Annotated in this window: 1 pseudogene; it reads left to right on the forward strand. The window is 51.3% G+C overall.

The window, feature by feature from the left end:
- Positions 1 to 1,051, forward strand: a pseudogene (locus A3751_RS17125) (bifunctional glutamine synthetase adenylyltransferase/deadenyltransferase); the annotation flags it as partial.

Consider the following 1,051-nt stretch of genomic DNA (forward strand, 5'->3'; position numbering starts at 1 on the left):
GCTGAATGTTTCATCGGATATTGATTTGATCTTCGCCTATCCGGCCAGTGGCGAAACGGACCACCCCAGAAAGCCTATCGACAATCACCAGTTTTTTGCCAAGCTGGGTCAGCGGTTAATACATGTGCTTGATGCGCGAACTGTAGACGGCTTTGTCTATCGCGTAGATATGCGCTTGCGTCCGTATGGCAGTAGCGGTGCGTTGGCGCTTAATTTTGCTAGCTTCGAAGATTACTTTTATACACAAGGGCGGGAGTGGGAGCGCTTTGCAATGATTAAAGCGCGTGCGATCACCGGCTTGCCGGCGGATCGCGCTTATTTGATTGAAAAAATCGTTCAGCCCTTTGTCTATCGTCGCTATCCGGATTACTCGAGCTTTGAGGCTTTGAGAGAGATGAAGAGGCTAATTAAGTCGGAGGTGCATCGAAAGGGTGGTGAGCAGAACATTAAGCTGGGTAACGGCGGTATTCGGGAGATTGAGTTTATTGCCCAAGCGACGCAGTTGATATATGGAGGGCGTGACCAACGACTCCAAGATACTGGTCTTCAATCGGTTTATAGCACCTTGGCCGAGGCGGAGTATTTGCCCGGCGAGTGGGTGAAAACGCTACTCGAAACATATCGCTATTTGCGTGATATGGAGCATGGAATCCAAGGTTTCAAGGATCAACAAACCCAGCTGCTGCCGCAAGATCAAACGGCTCAATCCGCTCTAGTGGCCGCAATGCAAGAAGATAGTTGGGAGGTAATGATTGCGCGCATGAGCGACCTGCGTGCCAATGTCACGGCGGTGTTTGAAGACTTCTTGCATGAAGAGGGTGATGCGAGTGCAGATCAGACCGAGTCCGACTATCACTGGCTTCAGCTCTGGCTCGATCAAGACGTGACCGCAGAGGACTGGCAGGCAGAGTTTCTCCGCGCCGGTTTTGATGAGCCTGAGCTGTGCACAAAGGCTTTGATGGATTTGCACGAGTTGCCGCGTTTTCGTCAGATGTCTGCGTCTGCGCGTGATCGATTCAAAGAGTTTCTGCCTCGATTGCTAGACACGATC

This window comes from Oleiphilus sp. HI0080 (assembly GCF_001635135.1).